We start from the raw sequence: 18,700 nt of genomic DNA on the forward strand, positions 1-18,700 counted from the left end.
CATTTTTTTATTGTGTGATACCTAATTTAGAGCTAGAAAGCTATTTTTCAGAGCTTCCCTAGAGTGAAGAAAAGATGTTTGGAGTTTTGAAGTACGTAGGATTGGTAGCAATCGTGGGCCTCGGGTTTTACCAAGCTTTATCTATCAAAGAGTAAAGAAAAAGTGGGCTTCTTTACCTTTAGTTGATGCAACAATTACCAGGTCTAAACTGAAAAATTTCGCGAACACGGAAGGTCAGAGAGTCTACGAGGCGCAAATTGAGTATGAGTACAAGGGAAAAAACTCTACTCTAATACCCCACTGCTTCGCTCGCCTCAATTGTTTAAAGACAACAATATAGAACATGATCTGTTAAACAGGTATAAGAAAGGCGATAGTGTTAAAGTGCGTCTACCACCACACTCTCCTAAAAATGGATACATTGAAGTTGAGCGCTTTAGTACGCTGTCTGCAGTTGCAATCCCAGTTTTGTTTATCCTGAATGGCGTCGCGGTATTTGGCTATGGGTGGATAGTATCTGCCACAGTGGCACGCTAACTGTGATCCTACCCACAAAAGACGGACACTTTCTTAAGCGATAAACTACGCAGCTGAGGTGCCCTATGACACGATCAAGTAAATCAACCAAAACCACTCGTGGAAAATACTCAGAGGAATATAGAAAAGATGCCCTAGTACTGGCGGTCAAGGAGGACTTGATCTCGCGACGGCTGTATTAAAATCCCAGGGGGTTGAGGATAAGAAAATCAAAACCTGGATCGTGCGCCGGCAACAGCGGGATTTGGACACCAAAGATATCACTTCCAACTGTAAGCAAACCTTGCAAGCTCGCTAAATGGGGTGTACCCAAGTCATCTCCTAGAAAGTTATCTCAGCCGGGATAATGCTTCGGCAATCGGCGTATCCCCTTCAATAAACTCAAATACGGCACCGATGGTTTTCGGCACCTCCAGTGATGTGGCAATCACCTCCGCCACATCAGTTCGACTGACTTGAGCATCGAAGTCCTCGAATGAGTCATCAATTCGGATAGCACCAGTCCCCGAAGAATCGGTAAGAGCGCCAGGCCGCAGAATCGTGTAGTCGAGGCCACTCTTTTGAACGTAAACATCGGCCGCATGCTTGGCCTTTAGGTAGGGCTGTATTTTCTCCGGGCCTTTTTCCGGGCTTCCGGCAAAAATTGAGCTCAACAATATAAAACGCTGTATGCCTGCGGCTTTCGTTGCATCACAAAGATGAATGGCGCCATCCCGGTCGACAGACTCCAGCGCCTTGCCTTTAGATCCCGCCACAAAGATAACCACATCCTGACCCTTTACAGCTGAATTCAGAGAAGCTTGGTTGGTGAGATCTGCCAGGATAGGTCGCACACCGGCTCGACGCAGATCCTCAAGTTGAGACTCCTTGCGTACCATACCGGCTACTTTACAGCCCCTTGCGACCAATTTTTTGATCAGTATTTGGCCGATATCGCCTTTTGCGCCGGCAACAAGTATTTTCACTGAAATTTCCTTGTAGCTATTTATCCGGTTGCGATAGAGGGCTCTGCGAAGCTCTAAAAGACCCACGTCCAACCAGATGTTTTAACAACCCCATAATATTCAATCAAAGTGTCGAATAAGTTTCTGATTAACAAACTCTTTGATCCCCAGCTCCCCCAGCTCCCTCCCATAACCTGATTTCTTTACGCCGCCCATAGGCATGCTCGCATAGCTGGAGGCCGCATGGTTCACAAAGGCTGTGCCGCACTCCAGTTGCTCAGCCACACGATGTCCTCTTTCATGGTCCCGGGTATAGACGGAGCCGCCCAAGCCAAACGGACTGTCGTTCGCCATTTTAATTGCGGCCTCCTCATCGGGCACTATCCACACACAGGCTATCGGACCAAATAGCTCTTCCTCCGCAGCTGGGGAGCCTTCTGGTATTTCTGTCAGAATACCTGGCTCAATAAACGCCCCCTTGCGCTTTCCACCGACGAGTAAACGGGCACCAGCGGTAACCGATTGATTAACCTGCTCTTCCAATTGTTCGGCGGCTTTCTCAGTACAAAGCGGCCCGTAATCAGTGGATTCTTCAAGGGGGTTACCCGGTTTCAGCGCTTGAAACAGCTTGGTAGCACGCTGGAGAAACTCTTTCGCGATAGGCTCAGTTAAAATAATTCTCTTTGCGGCGAGACAAATCTGGCCACAATTGCCGAGCTTTCCCTCCATAAAACGCTCAATCGTTAAGTCCAAATCGGCATCTTCAATGACAATAAATGGATCAACGCCACCAAGCTCCATAATAGTTTTCTTTACATTGCGCCCCGCTTGCTCCGCCACCCTAGCACCTGCGGCATTGCTACCCGTAAATGAAATTCCCTTTACTCGATCATCGTCAATAATCGATGCGGCACCACCAGAGGTAACTGGCAGATTGGTGTAGACAGATTCCGGTACGCCAGCATCAAATAACAGTTGAGCAAACGTCTCTGCACATTGGGGAACATTAGAGGCGTGTTTGGTAAGCACCACATTGCCGGCAATTAGGTTGGATGCGGTAAAGCGGGTGGGCTGGTAGAAGGGAAAATTCCAGGGTTGTATACCATAGACAACCCCCAAAGGCTGGAACAACAAAGTGCCCTCTCCTTCACGAGTGGAGAGGTGTTGTGGGGCTAAAATTCTCTCCCCCTCCTCGGCATAGTAACGGAATATCTCTGCACAGAGTGCTAACTCCCCACGACCGTCGCTCATCTTCTTGCCCATCTCCTGAGCCATTAAGCGCGCAAGGGCTTCGGTGCGCTCCTCAAAGAGTTGGCCGGCGCGTTTTAGTATTGCGGACCGTTCATCGAAGCTGCGATTGCTCCACTCCAGGAAGGCCTCATCCGCACGGCCAATAGCCTTCTCAATGTCTTCACTAGACATCTCTTGGAAAGTTTTCAGGGTTTCACCATTGAAGGGATTGATGGAGATCAGTGGGCGCTTGGAATTGGCCATGAATGGGCTCCCGGCGAATGGTTTGCTTTGACAGATTGGAGAAAACAGCTACGGGCCACCAAATAAAGGAGTAAGGTTCCCTGTAGAGCGTATAAAAATTGGCAAAAGGTGCCTCAGGGTTTGGCCAAAGTGTAGTCGCTACAAGTTGTGGTAGGAGCCCGTGACGAGATTCTTGCTGCAAAGGGAAGTGCTGTATTAGTATCCAGCCTAAATTTCCCAATCCTTCATTTCCAAGCTTGCTATGGAAACAGCTCGACAATCTTATCGCCGCGGGCCAGATAAGCGTGATAGTGACCAGGTATCCTTTGTTGATGTCAGGCGACGCTTTGGTTTTAGATCTATAGCGATTGGCCGCTGGGTGACTGAGCGGGAGCGCAATCGGGCGGCTGGCCTCTTTTTTGACGCCCTATCCGACTTAATAGTCATTCTGCAGGGGCCTGAGATACTGATTTCCCTGCGCGGGACGCTCTCTTTTCAATACGGGATTGGTGGGCGCCCGGGAATCTCCGCTTTCTATGACCCCTCAGCCAAAACGTTTTCCCTGGCCAAAAATGCCGGGCCAGGCGCAATCGCCCACGAATGGTTTCACGCATTGGACCACTACCTTGCTCAAAAAGTGTTTCGTGATGCTTCGGGAAATAGGTATGCCTCGGAAGCTTGGCTGTGTGACGCCACACCAGTATCGCACCCTCTAAACGACCTTCTGTTGGGCTGCTTCCAAGCAATTATGCTCGACGACCAAACCAATAGACCCAGCGCGATGGTGGAGGCGTCTGTTGAATTCGATCAGCGAAACGGATCTAACTATTACAGCGAACCGGCTGAGCTTTGTGCCCGTGCTTTTGAGGCTTTTGTGCAAGATGCCAATATTAGCAATAACTTCCTGGTGGCTGGCACCAAGGCCAGTGAAGAAGCTCGACTGGGTCTCTACCCCAGGGGGCAGCAAAGGCAGAAGATTAACCGCGCATTTACCGAGTATTTTACCTGCCTGGGCAGGGCACTATGGACGAGTGTCCAAAAATAACAGGTTCAGTTACCAGAAAAATGATGGTGCCTGTTACTGGGAAAGGTATTGTTATTTCAAAATGCACTTCAACAACCCGTTATATATAACAGTCTATCTTTTTTACATGCCGCTATTTAGGTTGGAGCTATTGAAAGCTCTAAAACTAAATCAAACTGAGGGCAATGAGATGCTGGAGAACATTTACGGTGACAGATGAGTGAATCAGTATCACTGTGATAAAGGTTGAAGCAAGAGTGGCCAATAGCTGTATAGAGTGCTCTTAAATGCAACACTCTATACAAGCCTATCCCTATTCAGACATCAGCTTTTCACGCTGGTAGACGAGAATAGAAGAAATACGCAAGGCTCCAAGCACAAATATAAATGCGGAGAATGCATAGAGCATTTCTGATTTTATTTCATGCTTAAACAGGGATATCAGTATTTCACGCAACACAAAGACTATGGCTGCATCGACAATGTATGTGAGTCTAAGTTTGTGCGTGTGAAAATACTCAATAAGAGATCTGGAAAGCTCTATTAGCACATATAGGGTTAAGACATCTGTGATAATATCAATGTAGTGCCCGGTAATACCTTCAAAGCTAAATAACTTCCAGGTTGTTAAAAACAACTGAAGCGTTCCAATAGCTACACCGATAATAATAAATACAAGAATGATACCAAAAACTATATCAACAGCCTTGTCAAAATAAGTCTTGATTTTCTCGCTGATCATCGCGTCCTTTGTGCTGGACTTCTGATCGGTACTGAGCATAGATAAACCCTTGAAAGGCCTGCGGCCAAAATTTATTGTCAATTATAAGTTTGGTTTTTAGTTGCCCTATTCCCATAAAAACCAACTGGCATTGTGGTGGTGCAAGGGCACTTTGGTAGTGAGCCTGTTAGTCTCAGCCTGACTGAGAAATAGAGATTACCTGTAGGTTTACTTCCCTTTCTTATCGGCCGAATCAGGGTTCTCTGAGTATCCCAAAGCCGCGCCGGACTTTTCCATGGGGGCACCCTGGCGATCTAGGACCCCAATATCTAGTACCGGTGAGGCGTCAATATGCTGGGCATCCATCATTTGGGCCACACGCTGTAGTGAGGCAATGATCATGCTCTGCTCCCATTCCTTCAGATCGCCAAATTGACGAGCAAATTGATCCTGCAGCGGGATGGGGGCATCTCGCAGTGTTTCTGCCGCTTGCTCGGTTAGATACGCATGCACCTTCCGCTTGTCCGCCTGGGAGCGCTGGCGGTAAACAAGGCTTCGCTTCTCAAGGCGATCCAGAATATTGGTCACGGTTGCCTGGCTGAGGCTGACTTCATTGGCGAGTTCGCCAATGGTGACTTCCCCCTTATTGCGTATGGCTTGCAGTAGTAAAACTTGTGGGGCGGTCAATCCAGTAGTTTTAGCGAGATGCTTGGAGTGTAAATCCGTTGCCCTTATCACCCTTCGCAGGGCGACCAAAACTTGTTCAATGCTGTTCAAAGCTACCTCTCAATCTCAGAGTTAGAGTGAATGCTGGGATTATATAGGTGAACCAGTTCATCTCTAAGCGCTTTACAGTTAATGGGAGAAAAGACGGCTTCCCGCTGCAGTTTTGGGGGAGAAGTGCCGCAATCGAGCTGCAAATGTTTAAATTTTGAACTGCAGGTTCGATTTTGATTCGCCCATGACGCAGTAAAGTTCCGTTTCAAGAAGAATTTTAGAGCCCAGTTTGAGTAAACCCTCCTAACCTCGGCCCCGCATGTAGGCCAAGTACTACCTCTTACTTCACTCCCATAGTACTGGACTTTGCCTTCCATTCGTGTACGATATTTAGCGTTCGAAGCATTTTGATGAGAGATTTTCGGAAAAAGCCACAAAAAAGCGTGCTTTTCGTTCTTTTTGTGTATTTTTCAACCCGACAAATGTTTAGACGTGAAATAATATTGTGCCGACTAGGATGGTTTTTTGTCTAGATTAGAAAATATTTCATTTAGGACTCCCTGCCTCGAAGATGGCTTGGCGGTGCACCGCCTGATTGAGAGCTGTCCACCGCTGGATACCAATTCCAGCTACTGCAACTTTCTTCAATGCAGTCACTTTGCCAACACCTCGGTTATAGCGGAGGCCGGCAAGGACCCAGTGGGCTTTATCTCGGGCTATATCCTCCCCGAGCGCAATGACACTCTTTTCATTTGGCAGGTTGCCGTTGCTGAACGAGCGCGGGGCTTTGGCCTCGCCTCCCGCATGTTGAATCACATCACCAGCCGCCCCCAGTGCAAGTTTGTTAGCTACCTCGAAACAACAATCACAAAGAGCAATCAGGCTTCGTGGGCGCTGTTTCGACGCGCGGCACAAAAGCTCTCTAGCAACCTTAACTCCTCAGTGTGGATTGACGGTCAACTCCACTTTGACGGCTTGCACGACTCTGAACACCTTGTTCGTATCGGGCCTTTCACTCAAGTAACCAACTTTCAATAAGAGTAAAGAATGAAAATTTTTGATGAGATTGAATCTGAAGTGCAAAGCTATGCCCGCTCTTTTCCGCGGGTTTTCTGTCGGGCTAAAGGCGAATTAATGTGGGATGAGGAGGGGAATCAATATTTAGACTTCCTCGCCGGTGCTGGCACCCTGAATTACGGGCACAACAACCCGCTATTTAAAGGCGTACTGTTGGATTACATACAGGCGGATGGCATTACCCACGGCTTGGATATGCACACTAAGGCCAAGGGTGAATTTCTGCAGGCACTCAATGAGAAGATCCTGAAGCCCCGCAATATGGAGTATGTGGTTCAGTTTACTGGCCCCACGGGGACAAATGCCGTTGAAGCCGCGATGAAGATCGCTCGCAATGTCACGGGTCAGCAGAATATTGTTACCTTCACCAACGGCTTTCATGGAGTGAGCCTGGGCTCCCTGGCAGCCACAGGGAATTCGCATCACAGAGATGCCGCTGGTGTGAGCCTGAATGGCACCCACCGCATGCCCTTTGATGGCTACCTGGGTGAAAATATCGACACCACGGAATACCTCGATAAGGTTCTGTCTGATTCCAGTAGTGGTATTAATTCACCGGCCGCAGTGATTGTCGAGACTGTCCAGGGGGAAGGCGGTATTAACGCTGCCAGCGCAGAATGGCTGCGTAACCTCCAAAGTGTATGCAGGAAACACGGTCTGCTATTTATCGTCGATGATATCCAGGCGGGCTGTGGGCGCACGGGCGACTATTTCAGCTTTGAGGAGGCCGGCATCGAGCCGGATATTATTACCCTATCCAAGTCTCTTGGCGGTTATGGTCTGCCCTTCGCGGTTGTATTGATGAAGCCAGAGCTTGATCAGTGGAAGCCCGGTGAGCACAACGGTACGTTCCGTGGTAACAACCTGGCATTTGTAACGGCGAAGGCCGCGATCGAACACTACTGGAATGATGATAAGTTCTCCCAGGAAATTAAGCGCAAAGGCAGATATATCGCCGATCGCCTCGATAGCATTGTCAGCAAATATGGTGAGGGCAACTTCACTAGGAAAGGCCGCGGCATGTTTCAGGGAATTAACTGTGTCAGTGGTGAAATCGCAGGAAAAATTACACGTCTCGCATTCAAGCAGGGCTTGATTATTGAAACAAGTGGTGCCGATGACCATATTGTCAAATTGTTATGCCCGCTGATTATCAGTGATGAAAATCTTAAAAAGGGTATCGACATTATTGAGTCGGCCATTAGGGAAGTTTGCGCAGATGAAGACGGTATGCCGGAAGAAAGGGTTTATTTCAAAGCGGGATAGGCTAAATTTATCCAGACAGATTCCGCGTCGTACACATTAAAATTGCTGTGAGCGAGGGCAACATGGGTTGCCCTTGTGAGAAAAAGGTGGACCACCAATGATCGTTAGAAAATTACCCGAAGCCAAAGACTCAAACCGAAGAATAGTTTCTCCTGATGGCAATTGGGAGAGCACGCGCCTGCTCCTAAAAGACGACGGAATGGGTTTTTCTTTCCATATTACGACCATTTACACCGGTGCGGATTTCCAGATGCACTACCAAAATCACCTGGAAGCTGTTTATTGTATTTCTGGTCGCGGTGAGGTGGAAACACTGGAAAATGGGGAAAAACATCCTATCGAGCCCGGCACGATATACGTTTTAGATAAACATGATCGTCATGTCCTGAGAGCCTTTGAGGAGATGACAATGGCCTGTGTTTTCAACCCCCCTTTGAACGGCAAGGAGGTCCACAATGCTGAGGGTGCCTATGAGCTGGAGGCGGACTCTATTCAGGAATAAATAATTGCTGACGATGGGGGGGGATATGAACCATCTGCCAAATAACAGATATTATACTATTTCAAAGTTGCACCACTCGCGAACATCGAGCCTTCGATGTACCGAAGAGCGGCAGAGAGACTCTGCGGTCTTTTGTGCGGCACCCTCCCCCACTTTCTTCAGCTCCATTCGAGTTGATGCCCGCCAGCTTCAGAGGTGCAATCCTTTAAAGGGGTATGTTTTCTTCTGGTGTGGACGCTTATCAAAAGGTCGCAACACTTCGCTTTTCTCACCCTCTTCCCCCCTATGGCGAGCATAAAGCAATGAGGCTGGGGGCAGGCGAACCCTACAGTTCAATTATTTTGAGGGGTAATGGAAGGCTTGGCTTGGGCGACTATTCTGACTTAATACACCCTTTAACTTCTTTTTTGTCTGCGCTATCTCGAGCAGCAAGGGGGAGACCCAATTTGTAATATTCCGCTGCAACCATAAGACGCTTGCACAAGGAAAGCAGCCTCTGCTCTCTGTCAAGATAGCTAACCCGGCCTGATCTGATGTGTTTATTCCAGACTTGCGGGCTGACCCCTAGAGTACAAAAGGATCTATAAGAGACGATGCATACGATAGAAAAGATTGGCGGCACCTCAATGACTGATTATGAATCCGTCAGAGACAATATTATTAAGGGGAGTCCTGGCGATCTCTACAATCGGGTGTTTGTGGTTTCTGCCTATGGTGGCATTACAGACCTGCTGCTCGAACATAAAAAAAGTGGCCAGCCCGGAATCTATGGACTGTTTTCCAGCGGTATAGAAGATGATAGTTGGCTGGATAAGTTTGATGAGCTGCGCTTAAAGCTGCGCGAGATTAATGAGCGCCTCTTTAAGGGTGGAGATCTGCTGGAGGCGGCCAACCTGTTCTTGGATGAGCGCCTTGAAGGCGCACAAAAGTGTTTGCGGGATTTGCAAAGCCTTTGCCAACACGGTCACTTCGCCCTGGATGCCCACCTCGGTACCGTCAGGGAGATGCTTGCCAGTTTGGGGGAGGCCCACAGCGCATGGAACACCTCCAAACTTCTGCAGAGGGACGGTGTTAACGCCTGTTTTGTCGATTTAACCGGCTGGCGTACAAGCAAGCATATCCCGTTGGATGAGCGCATTCGCGATGCGTTTGCCAACATCGATTTGAATAAGCAGCTTCCGATTGTCACGGGCTATGCGCACAGCGATAAGGGTCTGCTGATCTCGTTTGATCGGGGTTATAGTGAAATGACTTTTAGTCGCCTGGCCGTCTTAACCGGGGCGAAAGAAGCTGTCATCCATAAGGAATTCCACTTAAGCAGCGCCGATCCCCGCTTGGTCGGTGCCGATAATGCCGTTCCTATTGGTAGAACCAACTACGATGTGGCCGACCAGCTCGCCAACCTGGGTATGGAAGCCATCCACCCCAAGGCGGCAAAAGGGCTTCGCCAGGAGAACATCCCTTTGCGGGTTAAAAATACTTTTGAGCCCGAGCATGCCGGCACATTGATTACCGGCGACTACATCAGTGACTCCCCCTGTGTAGAGATTATCGCTGGTTGTAAAGGTGTTTACGCTCTGGAAATGTTTGATCAGGATATGGCCGGAAGCCTTCAAGATTACGATCGAGAGGTTCTGTCAGTGATAAAGAGATTCAAAGCGCATATCATCTCGAAAGACACCAATGCCAATACGCTGACCCATTTTCTGTCCACTAATCTGAAGACTATAAAGCGCATCCAGGCCTCCATTGAAGAGCTATTCCCTGAAGCGGAGTTGAATCAGCGCAAAGTCGCTATTGTTTCCGCTATAGGAAGTGACATGCAGATTCCTGGGGTTCTTGCCAAAGCGGTTCAGTCGATTTCCAGGAAAGACATCAGTGTTTTGGCTGTACATCAATCTATGAGGCACGTGGACATGCAGTTTATTGTCAATGAATCCGATTATGATGCGGCGGTGAGAACCCTGCATGAAGCACTGGTAGAGATACACGATCACGGAACCGCTATATGTCTCGCATCCTGAGTCTGATCTTTTTTGGGGTTCTATTCGCCCCCTCTGGCCTGCTTGCCCAGGAGGCGAATGATAAAAAGGATGTTGAGAAAGAAGTAGAAACCTTGAGCAAGGCGATGTACACCCCCTTTGTGGAGAGGTACATACTGGATGAGCTGAAGCAGTTACGTGTTGATCAGGCGCAAACCAAACATGAGCTGATCCAGCAAATTGTAGATCGCGAGCACAATTCTGTAGATAGAGCGGTCACTTACGCTACCGACACTGTCACCTACTTCTTTTACCTGATTGCCGGTGCCACCTCAATTTTGGTGCTGGTGGGCTGGCGTTCATTTCAGGATATCAAGGAGCGGGTGCACTCTCTGGCCGATGAGGAAATTTCCCGGTTGGTTCAAGAGTATGAAAAGCGGCTTGAGGTTATCGAGAGTCAGCTTCAACAGAAAACCCAGCACATCGAGGAAAACCGTGAGGAAATTGAGCTGACACAGGAGGTTCAGTCGCTCTGGCTCCGCGCACAGCAGGAATCGTCAGTGGCCAATAAAATTGCAGTCTACGATGAAATTTTGCAGCTGCGCCGAGAGGATGTTGAGGCGCTGACCTATAAAGCCGATGCCGTTTTGGAGCTCAATGAGCCGCAGTGGGCTATAAATCTCTGCCACCTGGCTCTCAGTATCGACCACGATAATGGCCATGCGTTTTATCAGTTGGCCTGCGCGCATACCACCATGGGCCAATTTGATGAAGCGCTGCGCTATCTGGCGGAAGCCATTATCCGGAGTGAGAGTTACCGTGAGGAGACTCTTAGTGATAGCGCCCTACAACCGTTGGTAGAGAGTGAGTCTTTTAAAGAACTCGATAAGATCATCGCCATGAAAAGCCATGATCATGACAAGGGTGCTTAATTTCCTTACCGGCTTTAGGGGTGCCGCACTACTGACTTCGCGGTTCTGAATGCATTTGTACTTTTGTTGGCTTTAAAGTCATAGGTGTCGAAGGTTGATTCAGGCTTTGCCTGAGGCCCAGGCGCGCTACTTTTCCGAGGTGGCTTGAGGCACGGATGTCGCTTTAGCCTTCACAGGGATGTATTCATTTTGTACCCCCTTTCAAGGGGGTCCTCTTTGCTTCTGACCTGTCAGTAAATAACAGTATCTTCAAATCTATAACTTATAACGAGATAGGGTCTGCAGGTGATTTACGCATTTATTGGATTTTTATCGCTGTTTACTCTGGTAGGCATTTCCTCAGCGCTATTTAGTCGCGGTACCAAGGCCGATTATTACCTTGCCAGCGCGGGTATTCCTCCCTGGCTGGTTGGCTTGTCGGCAGTGGCGACAAATAACAGCGGTTACATGTTTATTGGCGTAATTGGTTATACCTACATCACCGGGCTGGCATCCATCTGGTTAATGGTGGGCTGGATTGCCGGGGACTTTATTGCCTCCCTGTATGTACACAAGCGCCTGAGCTGTGCGACCAATTCAAGCGGAGAGGTCAGTTATGCTGGGGTGCTCAGTAATTGGTACGGGCAAAATCACTCTACTCTGCAGCGCATGATTGGGGTTATCTCCCTGTTGTTTTTGCTGATCTATGCTTCCGCGCAGATGGTTGCCGGTAGCAAGGCCCTTCATGTATTGCTGGACTGGCCACTTTGGTCCGGTGCTGTAGCGGGGGCGATACTAATTTGCCTCTACTGTTTTGCCGGAGGTATTCGTGCCTCCATCTGGACTGATGCCGCGCAATCTCTTGTGATGATCGGCGCTATGGGCACCCTGCTGGTCGTTGCCCTGGCAGATTTAGGTGGACTTTCGGTTACCCTCGATAGAATGCGGGCCGTGGAAGGGTTTATGGACTGGTTCCCCCAGGCACTGGTACTCCCCGGCTGGAGTGGGGTGGCTCTCTTTGTGGTGAGCTGGCTCTTCGCTGGTTTTTCTGTGATTGGCCAACCCCATGTCATGGTGCGTTTTATGGCCCTGAGTGACTCCAGCAAGATGCATCGTGCCCGAGCCTGGTATTACCTCTGGTTCATCCTTTTTTATTGTATGGCGACCGGTGTAGGCTTATTGTCCAGGGTTTATATCGCTGATGTCGGTAGCTTTGATGCGGAACTAGCCCTGCCGACTATGGCTATAGAACTGCTCCCGCCCATGCTGGTCGGTTTGATTCTTGCCGGAATCTTCGCCGCTACCATGTCGACAGCTGACTCACTGTTGCTCAGCTGCTCCGCAGCTATTACCCACGACATACTTCCACACAAAACAGAGAAAACCTGGCTGCTGAAGCTCGCTACGGTGTTTATCACGGCTATAGCGCTCTTATTGGCGCTTACGAACAATCAAAGTGTTTTCAGCCTGGTGATTTTCTCCTGGTCGGGGCTCGCTAGTGCGTTTGGGCCACTCATATTAGTGCTGTGTCTCGGCTGGAAGCCTTCGCAGCTCGTCAGTATTACCGCTGTACTGATTGGTTTTTCCTCTGCCATTGTATGGCGCGGACTTGGATTTCACGGCGCAGTTTACGAAGGGCTGCCCGGAATTCTCGCTGGACTATTGGTGCTCTACTTGGCCCGCCAGTTTTGTCGCCCCGTCGAACTGGGCGAAGTGAACTCTTTGGAGAGCTCTCGCTAACACCCAGAATCAGCGGTTGATAGCTCATAGTATTTCCCTCAAAGCTCTCAAGGCATACGCCCTTGGGGGCTTTTTTTATGATTTTCAGTCCTTTGTAATTCTTGCCGATGGCCTTCGCTCTACTCCAGATTTGATCAAATATTGACCGCATTTTGGATAGAGTTCAAACGAGATGCCCAACCTTTAAATGGGGCATTTATAGTAAGAATATTCCGAAAAAACCCGGTATTTGTTGAAAAATAAATCTCCTTTCTCCCCCTCTGCCAGCATGGATTCAGCGGAAACAATTAGAGTTCAAACTAATAGCATGTTATATTTCGCGTCAAATAGCCTAGTCTGAAGGCGTGCGGCCCGGGTTTTCGCCCCACTTTTGCAGGCAGAGTTTCTGCTGCGGGAGGCCCGAGCTTCAGAGATTTAATACAGTGATGACCATGGGTCCAAATTCCTTGTTCAGCAGGGTGACCCTCGGCTTTATCGCTTGATAAACAACCTATTGGCCCTCTGTTAAGGCAGTATGGAGAGACAGATGTCATTGGAAAAAGAACAAAGTTTTGTGGATGGTCGCTACCTGGCCAACGAAAGCGGTGAGTGTTTTGATGTATTCAACCCGGCAACCAATGAGGTTAGCTACCAGGTAGAGCAGGCCGATGAAAAGGTACTCGCTGAGACCATCGAGAGCGCCAAACGCGGTTTTGCGCAATGGTCAGCCATGGCGCCGATTGAACGCAGTCGTATTCTATTGAAAGCCGTAGCGCTGTTGCGCGAGCGAAACGACGAGCTGGCGGCTATTGAAGTTGCTGACACCGGTAAGCCTTGGCAAGAAGCGAGCGTTGTCGATGTCGTGACAGGCGCTGATTCCATTGAGTTCTTCGCCGGCCTGGCTGCAGGCATCGAAGGCAACCAGCAGCAGGTGGGTGAGGATTTCTACTACACCCGTCGCGAGCCCTTAGGTGTTTGCGCCGGTATTGGTGCCTGGAACTACCCCCTGCAGATCGCCTGCTGGAAAGCGGCACCGGCGCTGGCCTGTGGTAATGCCATGATCTTCAAGCCTTCCGAGGAAACGCCCAAGGGCGCCCTGAAGCTGGCCGAAATTTTTATTGAAGCGGGCATGCCCCCTGGCGTTTTCAATGTAATTCAGGGTGACGGTGCTGTTGGCGCCTGGCTGACCAACCATCCCGATATCGCCAAAGTGTCTTTCACTGGCGAAGTAGGCACCGGCAAGAAAGTGATGGCTGCAGCGGCCTCCAATTTGAAAGAAGTAACCATGGAGCTGGGCGGTAAGTCCCCATTGGTTATCTTTGATGATGCCGACCTGGAACAGGCCGTCTCAGCCGCTATGCTGGGTAACTTCTATACCCAGGGCGAAATCTGCACCAATGGAACTCGCGTCTTCGTTCATCGCAATATCCATGAGCAGTTCCTCGCACGCTTAAAAGAGCGTACCGAGCAGAATATTATTGCCGGTGATCCGATGCATCCAGATACCAATTTCGGTGCACTGATCTCCGCCAAGCACCAACAGCTGGTGATGGACTACATCAATCAAGGTAAAAAGGAAGGTGCCACCCTCCTCTGCGGCGGTCATACCCTCTCCCCTGAGAATGCACCCAACGGCTACTTCGTCGCTCCGACGGTATTCACCGATTGTCGTGATGATATGACTATCTGCCGCGAAGAGATTTTCGGCCCGGTGATGTCAGTGCTGGTGTTTGATGAGGAAGACGAAGTCATTCGTCGCGCAAATGATACCCGCCTGGGGCTTGCCGCTGGCGTATTCACTCGCGATATCACGCGCGCCCACCGGGTAATCCACCAGATGCAAGCGGGTATCTGTTGGATTAACGCTTACGGGGCCTCTCCGGCCGAAATGCCTGTGGGCGGATACAAGCTATCTGGTGTCGGGCGCGAAAATGGACTGGCAACCTTGAACCATTACACCCAGATCAAGGCGGTGTATGTGGGTCTGGCTCCACTAGAAAGTCCATTTTAAGCGGTATCCTGCATGAGTGAGTTTGATTACATCATCGTCGGTGCCGGCTCTGCCGGCTGTGTCCTGGCCAACCGCCTGTCGGCCAAGGAAGATAAGAACGTCCTATTAGTGGAAACTGGTGGGAGTGACCGCAGCCTCTTTATTCAGATGCCCACTGCGCTGTCCATCCCCATGAACACGAAAAAGTATGCTTGGCAGTTTATGACCGAGCCGGAGCCCCACCTGGATAATCGCAGTATGCACTGCCCCAGGGGCAAGGTGCTTGGAGGCTCCTCCTCCATTAACGGCATGGTGTATGTGCGAGGGCACGCTAAAGATTTCGACGAATGGGCACAACACGGTGCGGAAGGCTGGGATTACGCGCACTGCCTACCCTACTTCAAGCGCTCGGAGACTTGGGCCTTCGGTGGTGATGAGTACCGTGGTGATGAGGGTCCGCTGGGGGTAAATAATGGCAATGAAATGGCCAACCCCCTATACGGCGCCTTCATCGAGGCCGGCAAAGAAGCCGGTTACGATTACACCGCAGATTATAACGGTGAGCAGCAAGAGGGCTTCGGCCCCATGCATATGACGGTAAAGGATGGAAAACGCTGGTCTACTGCCAATGCTTACCTGAAACCGGCAATGCAACGCCCGAATCTCACCGTATTGACCCACGCTACCGTGCACCGGGTACTACTCGAAGGTAAGCGGGCTGTAGGTATCAAGCTTGAACGTAAAGGTAAAATCCAGGAGTTAAAGGCGCGACAGGAAGTCATCCTTAGCGCAGGACCAATTGGCTCCCCTCACCTTCTTCAGCTCTCCGGCATTGGGGAAGCTGAGACATTGGCGGAAGCCGGTATCGAGCTTCAGCACGAGCTTCCAGGCGTTGGCCAAAATTTGCAGGACCACTTGGAGTTTTACTTCCAGTTCCGCTGCGAACAGCCGATCTCCCTAAATGGCAAGCTCGATCCCTGGAATAAATTCCTGATAGGCGCGCGCTGGATACTGAAGAAGGACGGCCTTGGAGCTACCAACCACTTTGAGTCCTGTGGCTTTATCCGCTCCAAGGAAAGTGTTGAGTGGCCCGATTTGCAATATCACTTCCTCCCTGCGGCAATGCGCTATGACGGCAAAGAGGCCTTCGATGGGCACGGCTTCCAGGTACATATCGGGCATAACAAGCCCAAGAGTCGCGGCCGAGTTAAAGTGGTTAGCAGTGATCCAAAAGTATCACCTTCTATTCTCTTCAATTACCTTCAGGAGAAAGAGGATATCGAAGGCTTCCGCGCTTGCGTACGCCTGACTCGTGAGATCATTAACCAGCCGGCTTTCGATACGTTCCGCGGAGAAGAGATTCAGCCCGGCACCGATATTCAGACTGACGAACAGATCGATGCTTTCGTACGTGAATCTGTCGAAAGTGCCTACCACCCGTCCTGCTCCTGCAAGATGGGCACCGATTCAATGGCTGTGGTGGACCCGGAAACCCGCGTGCATGGCTTGCAGGGTTTGAGGGTCGTTGACTCTTCTATCTTCCCGACAATTCCAAACGGCAACCTGAACGCACCCACCATCATGGTGGCAGAGCGTGCTGCCGACCTGATTTTGGGGCGCCCAGTATTGGCCCCATCCGAAGCATCGGTGGCCCTTGCGGCGACCAGCACTCAGCGACCTGGCTGCCCCAAGCGACCAGCGAGCTAATTACCACCGGCGTCCTGTCAAGATTTGACTATCCCCTTCATTTCGGCGGGGATACTCAAATCTCGCACAGTTTAGCCTTCCGGAGGCGCCGGTATACCAATAACATAGCTGGAGACACAGCATGACGTTTTGGCTTTCTGCGGGGATATTGTTTACTTTTACAGCAATAATCTTTGCCTTAATTCGTTGGGGTAACGTGAAGCTGGTTGGGGTTACACCTGTCCACACCTTCACCTTTATCGCCATTCTGTTTACTTCAGGCCTGGATGTTGGCCTGATCATGTTCCCACTGACCGAGTTTGCCGGTTACGCGGACCTGGCAAACAGCCCCGAATACGGCTTCACCAACCCACTTGCCATTGAGTTTGGTTTTTGGGCATTCTTGATTTGGGGTTTTTATTTCCTCACTTGCTTCTACTTTTGCGTAATCGAGCCGAAAGTAAAGTTCTTCGAGATAGGCCTGGTTAAGCTGATCAACAATGTAGTGATCATCGGCACCTGTGCATTTACCGCCTACCTGTTGTTGAGCAACCTGCCCTGGTACCTGCCTCAGGTTGGCGATGGTGAAACCATTGTTGGCACCTTCTATTTGATCGTATTTGCTGTAATCGCTGCCGCCGTGTACTCATCCACCAGTCTGCGCTATGTGCGCCTTCTCAGCCTGGCCACCACTTGGTTGTTTATCGGCCTGATTGCGCTGATGTGGGTTGGTGCCTTTACCGGCGAAAATGGTAGCGTTGGCGATTTTGTCTCCACCTTCAGCCTGCTCGGCAGTTATTTTGGCAATATCCACCAGTTTGTACTGCCTCTGAATGATTACCACGAGTTCTACCTCTTCTGGTGGTTTGCCTGGAGCATCATGATTGGCCAGTTTACCTCCCGCTTTGTGGGTGGCCTGCGCACTTATCAGGTTCTGGCGGCGATGCTGATCTTCCCGTCGATTCCCATCGCGCTTTGGTTTACCGTTCTGTATTACTACTCCAGTCAGGGCCTGGACACCAGCGGCTTTTATAACCTGGCCATGGTTGTTGTGGGCATCACCTTTGTAATCAACTCACTGGACTCTCTGATCCGCTTGTATACCGACAACCTGGGTATGACTGTCGCCCGCCTCGGCAAAATGAAGTACTTCATTTTGAACCTGGTGGCACTGAGCCTGCTCACTCTGCTGTTCAAGCTGGACTTCCTGCAAATCCAATGGATCGGGGCCCTCGTGATCGGCATCTTCTTCTGCTGCCTCGGTTACATCCTGGTTAAACGCTACCGGGAAGTTGCCTCTATCAACGCCTCTCCCGAAGAGAACCTGGTCGACTTCAGAAAGATCGAGATGGTGAATTAAGAATATTGAAGTGTAATACCCTGCCCAAACTGGGCAGGGATAACGAATAAAATTTAAGGGGACAATATTATGAATTTGAAACTATCAGCCCTGGCCTGTGCTTCCATACTGGCCATTTCGCAACAATCTTTTGCTGATCTTTCCTCCACCGTAAATCTGACCAGCGATTACACCTTTAATGGTGTAAGCCAAACAAAAGAGAATCCCGCCCTACAGGCCAGCCTCGATTATGGTTTTGACAGTGGCTGGTATGTTGGCAGCTGGGCTTCCAATGTGAATTTTGAAGGTGACGACAGCACTAACCTGGAATGGGATTTTTACGCGGGTAAGTTTATGCAACTTACCGACAGAGTGAGCCTGGATACCGGTATCGCCTATTACACCTATCATGGCGATAACACTTCTAACGAAGGCAATTACCCAGAAGCCTATGCCAAACTAGGCTACAGCTCTTCTTTGGGTGCGTCAGAAGTGAATGGCTGGTACAGCTGGGACTATTTTGGCACTGGTGGAAACCACCACATTCTGATGCTGGCCCACACCATTGAATTGGCAGATAACCACAATGTGCGCTTCAGTGTTGATCGCTCTACTTCTACAGATAAAGATAAGTGGATTTGGGGTGATGATGAATCCTACAATCACTACCGCGTAGAGTATATGACCTCCTTGAATGGTTTCGATCTCAATATTGCCGCGGAAAACACCAACCTCGATTCCGATGCCGCAGACGAGCGCATAGTCTTCTCTATTGCCCGTACTTTCAACCTGTAAAGTGCGTCTGGGTTCCG

Annotated in this window: 15 protein-coding genes; 11 read left to right on the forward strand and 4 right to left on the reverse strand. The window is 49.9% G+C overall.

Translation table 11 applies throughout. From position 1 onward, the window contains the following. Positions 1–866: 866 nt before the first annotated feature. The gene (locus ACCI51_RS14085) at positions 867–1,502 is read right to left on the reverse strand and encodes an SDR family oxidoreductase (protein ID WP_371844189.1); all 636 of its coding nucleotides are present in this window, start codon (positions 1,500–1,502) and stop codon (positions 867–869) included. 99 nt (positions 1,503–1,601) lie between these two features. Further along, complete coding sequence (locus ACCI51_RS14090; RefSeq protein ID WP_371844191.1) at positions 1,602–2,975, reverse strand: NAD-dependent succinate-semialdehyde dehydrogenase; 1,374 nt, start codon at positions 2,973–2,975, stop codon at positions 1,602–1,604. Between the two features lie 241 nt (positions 2,976–3,216). Here ACCI51_RS14090 and ACCI51_RS14095 point away from each other — a divergent pair, with 241 nt between their 5' ends. Continuing rightward, positions 3,217–3,999, forward strand: coding sequence for a CLCA_X family protein (locus tag ACCI51_RS14095; protein WP_371844193.1), 783 nt, complete (start codon positions 3,217–3,219; stop codon positions 3,997–3,999). A 292-nt stretch (positions 4,000–4,291) separates the two neighbouring features. On the opposite strand, the gene ACCI51_RS14100 is transcribed toward ACCI51_RS14095, so the two are convergent. After that, a complete protein-coding gene (locus ACCI51_RS14100; protein ID WP_299586917.1) occupies positions 4,292–4,759 on the reverse strand; it encodes a phosphate-starvation-inducible PsiE family protein in 468 nt (155 codons plus the stop codon). 168 nt (positions 4,760–4,927) lie between these two features. Then, positions 4,928–5,476 carry a MarR family winged helix-turn-helix transcriptional regulator gene (locus ACCI51_RS14105; protein WP_299586919.1) on the reverse strand — a complete coding sequence of 183 codons (549 nt, stop codon included), beginning with the start codon at positions 5,474–5,476 and terminating at the stop codon, positions 4,928–4,930. A 465-nt stretch (positions 5,477–5,941) separates the two neighbouring features. Here ACCI51_RS14105 and ectA point away from each other — a divergent pair, with 465 nt between their 5' ends. From ectA to ACCI51_RS14155, 10 genes are all read left to right on the forward strand, one after another. Continuing rightward, positions 5,942–6,454, forward strand: a complete 513-nt coding sequence (gene ectA / locus ACCI51_RS14110) for a diaminobutyrate acetyltransferase (protein WP_371844195.1) — start codon at positions 5,942–5,944, stop codon at positions 6,452–6,454. Between the two features lie 9 nt (positions 6,455–6,463). After that, complete coding sequence (ectB, locus tag ACCI51_RS14115) at positions 6,464–7,759, forward strand: diaminobutyrate--2-oxoglutarate transaminase (RefSeq protein ID WP_371844196.1); 1,296 nt, start codon at positions 6,464–6,466, stop codon at positions 7,757–7,759. Positions 7,760–7,856: 97 nt separating this feature from the next. Continuing rightward, positions 7,857–8,261 (forward strand): ectoine synthase, encoded by a 405-nt coding sequence (locus ACCI51_RS14120; RefSeq protein WP_371844197.1) that lies wholly within the window; start codon positions 7,857–7,859, stop codon positions 8,259–8,261. A gap of 593 nt (positions 8,262–8,854) precedes the next feature. Beyond that, positions 8,855–10,285, forward strand: a complete 1,431-nt coding sequence (locus ACCI51_RS14125; protein ID WP_371844198.1) for an aspartate kinase — start codon at positions 8,855–8,857, stop codon at positions 10,283–10,285. After that, positions 10,270–11,175, forward strand: a complete 906-nt coding sequence (locus ACCI51_RS14130; RefSeq protein ID WP_299586934.1) for a TPR end-of-group domain-containing protein — start codon at positions 10,270–10,272, stop codon at positions 11,173–11,175. The genes ACCI51_RS14125 and ACCI51_RS14130 overlap by 16 nt, the downstream gene beginning before the upstream one ends. Before the next feature lie 285 nt (positions 11,176–11,460). Beyond that, a complete protein-coding gene (locus tag ACCI51_RS14135; protein ID WP_371844199.1) occupies positions 11,461–12,894 on the forward strand; it encodes a sodium/proline symporter in 1,434 nt (477 codons plus the stop codon). A gap of 526 nt (positions 12,895–13,420) precedes the next feature. Beyond that, the gene (gene betB / locus ACCI51_RS14140; RefSeq protein ID WP_299586938.1) at positions 13,421–14,884 is read left to right on the forward strand and encodes a betaine-aldehyde dehydrogenase; all 1,464 of its coding nucleotides are present in this window, start codon (positions 13,421–13,423) and stop codon (positions 14,882–14,884) included. 12 nt (positions 14,885–14,896) lie between these two features. Further along, the gene (gene betA, locus ACCI51_RS14145; RefSeq protein ID WP_371844200.1) at positions 14,897–16,570 is read left to right on the forward strand and encodes a choline dehydrogenase; all 1,674 of its coding nucleotides are present in this window, start codon (positions 14,897–14,899) and stop codon (positions 16,568–16,570) included. Between the two features lie 121 nt (positions 16,571–16,691). After that, a complete protein-coding gene (locus tag ACCI51_RS14150; protein ID WP_299586943.1) occupies positions 16,692–17,909 on the forward strand; it encodes a BCCT family transporter in 1,218 nt (405 codons plus the stop codon). Between the two features lie 69 nt (positions 17,910–17,978). After that, complete coding sequence (locus ACCI51_RS14155) at positions 17,979–18,683, forward strand: TorF family putative porin (RefSeq protein ID WP_299586945.1); 705 nt, start codon at positions 17,979–17,981, stop codon at positions 18,681–18,683. Positions 18,684–18,700: the final 17 nt, after the last annotated feature.

This window comes from Microbulbifer echini, assembly GCF_041447225.1.
Lineage (GTDB): Bacteria > Pseudomonadota > Gammaproteobacteria > Pseudomonadales > Cellvibrionaceae > Microbulbifer > Microbulbifer echini.